This is a genomic window from Gemmatimonas sp., from assembly GCF_036405635.1.
Classification (GTDB): Bacteria; Gemmatimonadota; Gemmatimonadetes; order Gemmatimonadales; family Gemmatimonadaceae; genus Gemmatimonas.
Window position 1 is genome coordinate 1 of sequence record NZ_DASWXE010000017.1, and the last position, 5,701, is coordinate 5,701.

5 protein-coding genes are annotated in these 5,701 nt (G+C 62.7%); 1 reads left to right on the forward strand and 4 read right to left on the reverse strand.

Annotated elements, in window-relative coordinates:
• The coding region (locus tag VGE27_RS00775; RefSeq protein ID WP_331047718.1) for a glycosyltransferase family 25 protein at window positions 1-755 on the forward strand (755 nt) is incomplete at its 5' end.
• 22 nt (window positions 756-777) lie between these two features.
• Here VGE27_RS00775 and VGE27_RS00780 read toward each other — a convergent pair.
• The 4 genes from VGE27_RS00780 to VGE27_RS00795 form a co-directional block, all read right to left on the reverse strand.
• Window positions 778-1,938: a glycosyltransferase family 4 protein gene (locus tag VGE27_RS00780; protein WP_331047719.1), complete on the reverse strand. Its 1,161-nt coding sequence runs from the start codon at window positions 1,936-1,938 to the stop codon at window positions 778-780.
• Window positions 1,869-3,143 carry an O-antigen ligase family protein gene (locus VGE27_RS00785; RefSeq protein WP_331047720.1) on the reverse strand — a complete coding sequence of 425 codons (1,275 nt, stop codon included), beginning with the start codon at window positions 3,141-3,143 and terminating at the stop codon, window positions 1,869-1,871. Before VGE27_RS00785 ends, VGE27_RS00780 begins: the two co-directional genes overlap by 70 nt.
• Window positions 3,144-3,313: 170 nt before the next feature.
• Window positions 3,314-4,450 carry a glycosyltransferase family 4 protein gene (locus VGE27_RS00790; protein WP_331047721.1) on the reverse strand — a complete coding sequence of 379 codons (1,137 nt, stop codon included), beginning with the start codon at window positions 4,448-4,450 and terminating at the stop codon, window positions 3,314-3,316.
• Window positions 4,451-4,633: 183 nt separating this feature from the next.
• Window positions 4,634-5,701, reverse strand: a 1,068-nt coding sequence (locus VGE27_RS00795) for a glycosyltransferase family 4 protein (RefSeq protein WP_331047722.1), incomplete at its 5' end; no start/stop codon positions are given.

Sequence of the window (5,701 nt, forward strand, 5' to 3'; positions counted from 1 at the left end):
TGCCAAGCTTGCGCAACTACGTGTTCTCCCAGTGGAACTATTGGCCTGTGGGGTCCATGCGCGGCCATTGGATGGAGCACATGCCGATCTACTGCATCAATCTGGATCGGGCGAAAGGTCGTCGCCGACTGATGGAGCGGCAGGTCCAACGCATGGAGCTCCAGCAGTTTCATTTTGTCTCCGCCGTCGATGCCGGGACGCTAACGATCGAAGACGCGGTCGCACGCGGGCTGTACGACCCCACCGAGTCCAAGCGTTGGCACAAGGCCGGCCTCTCGCGGAACGAAATCGCCTGCAGCCTTTCCCATGCAGAGTGCTATCGTCGCATCGTCGACGCTGGCCATGAACGTGCCATTGTGCTCGAAGACGATGCGCTGTTTCGCACGTCGCGGCTGCTCAAGCTGCGGTTGGACCAAGTGCCGGCATGGGTGGACGTGGTGTTTCTCAATGCTTTCATGTCGAAGACCCCACCGGGTGATTTGCTCGCGCCGACGCTTTTCACCGACCGCGAGTATCACGGATCAACAGCGGCGTATCTCGTCACGCTGCACACGGCTCGTCGCCTGCTCGAGACCTCGACGCCGGTGATTCATGCCGCCGATGGTCTCGTCGGACGCGCGCTCGCGAACGCCACGGCGCAACCGCACGAGTTTCGGGGACAGGGGAGCTCACTGGACCTGCGGGGCGCCATCGTGTATCCGGAGGCCGTCACCAATGGATCCACGGAACACTATCACGCCTCCACCATCCGCTGACCTCACGCGACGCGAGGGAGCGTTACAGGGCGTAGAGCGCCTCGTACGCATCGGTCATTGCACGCGCCGAGTAGCGTTGCACGGCTGCGGTGTGTGCCAATCGCCCCATGTCAGCAGCTCGCTGGGGTTCCCGGAGCACGTCCGCCATCGCGTGAGCCAGTCCACTGACATCAGTCGGCTCCACCAGCAGGCCACTCTCGCCATGCTGAATGAGGTCCGGAATGCCTCCGACGCGCGTGCACACCAACGGTTTGCTGGCGAGCATGGCCTCGAGGACTGCCATGGGAAGTCCCTCCGACAGGGAGGACATCACCACCATATCCGCTGCCGCCATCAGGTGCGGCACATCGTCACGCAGTCCCAGCAAATGCACATGTTGTTCAAGCTGCAATTCCTGAATGAGCTCCCGCAACCGTTGTTCTTCCCCGCCGCGCCCGGCAATGGCCACGCGCCACGGCGGCAGTCCGGATATGCCACGCAATGTGGCGGCGGCGCGAATCAGGTAGTCGTGCCCCTTGACCGCGTACAGGTTTCCCACCGAAAGAATCAAGCGCTGCTCGCGTCCGATCCCCAGCGCGGTGCGCCCGATCTCCGCCGACCCGGCGCAGGCATCCACGCCGTTCGGCACTACGGTGATCTGATCCCGGTCGAGCCAGAGCGCGTCGGACAGTAACATCGCCGTGCCGTCAGATACTCCAACGATGGCACGCGCGGTCCGGGCCACGCTGGCGAGTGCCACGCGACGTCGCATCACCTTGGCGTATCCCGTACCACCATGCATGGTCATGACGAATGGCGTGGGACTGATCATGCCTGCGACGCCAGCGTAAAAACTCATGGTGAACTCATGCCCATGCACGAGCGAAATGGATTCGGTGCGAATCCAGCGCACGAGGGCGCCGACAAGTCGACTGTCGATGGGGCGACGCAGGGCGGGTTGGAACACGGGGAAGCCGTCCTGACGAAGACGCTCGCTCAGCCACCCCATGCCTCCGCCCAGCACAACGGGTCGCACATCCATGCCCCGCTGCCGCAGACCGCGCGACAGGGTGAGGAACATCGATTCAGCCCCGCCAGGACCATCAGTCTCGATCAATAGACCGACGCGCGCCGTCATTGCGCACCGTGATCGGCTTGGATGTCGGACACGAACGGGACGGATGCCGCAGCTGTTCCCCTCCATCTCGGCGCGCGCACGCGACCCGGCCGACGCTGCATGGAAAGTCGGTCAGGAGCGGGATGCGTCGCCTGCGCCTTGCGTGCGCTCTGTACAAGATTGCGCGCTGCCGCGTGCACTCCCGCGGACATGGCCAGCTGGAACCACACGAACGGGTACAGGGCCACCGACATGAAGAAGCCGGCTATGCAGAAGGCCACGACGCCGTCATCCAGTGCGCGGGCACTCAACGAAAGTAATCGCCCGCGGTCGCTGAGTCGCTCCAACAGCACGCGCGTGCGCCGATTGATGATGAAGATGGAAATGAGCACGGACACGAAGGCCAATAGGCCGGCATAGCCCATCTGCGAGCCCACTTCGACAAAGGAGTTGTGGGCCACCTCGATCTTCACCTTGCCTGTTTCGTCGAAGCGATTGAGAGTGTCGCCTGCGACGAAATAGTGTGCGCGATAGTATGACTCCCAATTGCCGACGCCGACGCCGAGGACCGGATGGTCCTTGGCCATCTCCATACCGTACTTCCAGTAGGTCAAGCGGGAGAGCGAGGTGGCGTCCGTCCCTGCGGTCGTGAATCGCGCTTTCATTTCCGCGGGCACGATCAGCCATATTAGCGGCGCCACGACGACCAAGGCAAACGACGCACGAAAACGGTAGCGGCTTCGCAGTGCGGCCCAGATGGCGACAGCGGCCAGTGCCAGCAATCCACCGCGCGACGAGGAGGCGATAATGGATGCCACGCCGCTGATCGGCAGCATCAACATCAGCAGCCGCTTCAGACGCGAGAGCTGCGGACGAATGGCCAGATACAGGTAGGTGGACAACGGAACGAAGATGCCCATCTGCAAGGCAAACTCACCAGAGTTTTGAAACCACCCCGGCCCGCCTGTCACGCCCCACCCGGTAAACGCAAATCCGCGAGTCACCCACGACCGAAATCCGTGTTGACTCATCTTGAGACTGAACAACAGGAACAGCACGAGGAACAGGAACCACCGTCGCTCGGTGGTCACGGTCCCCGTGATCAGCACGATCACCAGCAACCAGTTCGCAAAGAGCTTGATGTCATTCACCGACTCGGACGCGCGTTCGGCGAACAAGCTGCTCATCAGGAACACCACCGTGAATCCCAGCAGCGCCACCGTGGCAGGTGTCGGCAGCGCCGGTCGGCGACCTTCCATGAGGAAAGCGAGCACCGCGCCGGCCAGGCTCATGAGAGCCCAAGGCGGTCCGGCAAGGAACGAGTAGACGGACTGCGGCCGTACGTACTCAAAAAAGACGTACAGGCAAACCAGCTTGAACGACAACGGAGAGCTCAGTAGCGACGCCCAGATGTGCCGCCACCGCAGTTCACGCATCGGTCGTGTGACAAGCTGGACATCACTCATTTCGCAGAAATCCCCTTGGCGTACGCCGCTTCGTATGCATTGACCATCGCACTGATCGTGAACGACTGCAACGCCACTGCTTGCGCAGCGCCAGCCAGTTGATCACGCAACTTCGCATCGTCGAGTAGCCGACCGAGCGCCTCGGTGAGACCGGGAACATCGCCAGGCTCCGTCAACAGGCCAGTTTCGCCATTCACGATCGCCTCGGGGATTCCGGATGTGCGTGATGCGACTATTGGCTTGCGTGCGACCATGGCCTCCAGCAGCGCCAGCGGCAGACCTTCCCAGAGCGATGGCATCGAGAACACATCGGCTGCCGCCAGCAGGTCGGGAATGTCATTCCGGTAGGTCAAGAGCTGCAGGCGGTCCGACACTCCGCGCGCCTGCGCCATCGCTTCGAGCCCCTCCCGCTCAGGACCACCCCGACCACATGCGACGGCCAGCCGCCATTTGGGGGCCGTCGCTGCTGGCAGTGAAGTCAAGGCATCGAGCAGGAATCGATGTCCTTTGCGCTCTTCGAGCGTGCCGATGGCGAGTACCAGCAATTCATCGGGGGCAACGCCCAACGCCGCGCGGGTGCGTTCACGGTCACCTGAACGAACGGGAATGCCGTTCCACACCACGCCGATCACATCATCGGCAATGCCGAGATCTGCATCGAGTTGACGTTTGGTGGCATGCGAGACCGTGAAGTTCGCGTTCGCATTGCGGAGAGCCCATCGCAGCGCCACGCGCCTGCGCATCGCTTCCGTCATGCTTTGCGCACCATGCAAAGTATTGACCGTCGGGATACCCAACGTACGCGCCGCCACCGTACCGTAGACCGCCATGGAAAACTCGTGGGAATGCACGACATCCACAGCATGGTCGCGAAAGATCGCCCGAAAGTCGCGAATCCAGCGCGGATCCAGCGGGTGGTACTTGGTGAACGCCACCTGCTGCAGCCCACACTCGGCCAATCGTTCCCCCAGCCAGCCGATACCGATGGCCGGCCCGATCGGAATCACGCGATGCCCCCGCGCCTTGAGCTCCCGGGCCATCTCGAGGATGATCACTTCCGCTCCCCCAGGCCCATCGGACTCCAAGAGCAGCGCGATCGTGAGGGGACCTCTGTTTGCCAATTCGCTGCTCATCTTGGAGTTGTGGGAAGCAGCGCCGTTCCGCGCATCAGGGCACGCTGAGCGATCAGTCACGAGCCGCGTCCTGCTGACGGTGACGGTTCGAGATAGAGTGTCGCCCGGACGGACGACGTATTGCAAGCATCGTGCGCGTCACAGGACACAGCGGCTGAGGGGCTCCGTCTCCGGGAAAGCAACTCAGTGGGCCGCATCGGCGAAGCCTCCCAGGACACGAGCAATGGCCGAACGCTGCGCCGCCAACGAGAACTCGGCCTCACACCGTTCACGACCGAGCGCACCCATGGCACGAGCTTCACGGGGATCGTCGAGCAGTCGCCGGAGATGCGCCGCCAACTGCTGGTCGTCGCCGGGCGCAAACATCAGTCCGGTGCGACCCACGTCGATCGTCTCTGGCAAACCACCAAGGTCCGAAACAACCAGTGGAATGCCACACGCCGCGAATTCCACCGCGGTCCGGGGAAAAGAATCCCAACCAGACGAGGGGATCACTCCCATGACACAGCAGGGGAAAATGCTGGGCAGGTCGTTCCGATAGCCTCCGAAATGGATGTGCGCATCGATCCCCCGTCCTTCGTATAGGGGACGAAAGACATCCGCTTCGTCACCGCGATTCCCAAAAAACAGGAAGGTCACGTCCCGCCGCCCTTCTTCGGCCAAGAGTTGCACCGCGGCGCGCACCAGGACGTCCACCCCTTTCCGTTTCTCCATATGACCAGAGTACACCACGAGGGTCTGATCGGATGGGATCCCCAGGGCCGTGTGCGCATAGTCGCTGGTACCGGGGCGGAACCGATCGGTGTCGACCCCCAGTGGCACCACACGAATGCGGGACGCGGGCACGCCACGTCCGTGAGTCGCCAGCGACGCCATGGCGTGGGACTCGAAGATCAGCCCGTCCACCTTCGAACCGGAAAGCAGGAACTGCAAGCGCTTGGCGAGCAATCGCACGCCGCTGTTGCGGGGCGAAATAGGGGCTCCCCAATAGGAAACGATCACTTTGACGCCAGCTTCCCGAAGACGCGGATAGATCGGGTGAGTGGCCTGCAGGTCGAAGGCCAAAACGAACTCGATCCGCTCTCGCCTGATGTATGCCTGAAGCGCCTCGACCTCCTGTGGCGTGGCTGTGCCCGCCTTGAAGCGCATCACGGGACCGCTGGTTGTCCGTAATGGGTCTCCACCCTCAGCCAACTCAGGGTAGGCAAAATGGACCCCGTCGGGCTCCACGCCTCCCAGTTCCGCGAGGAC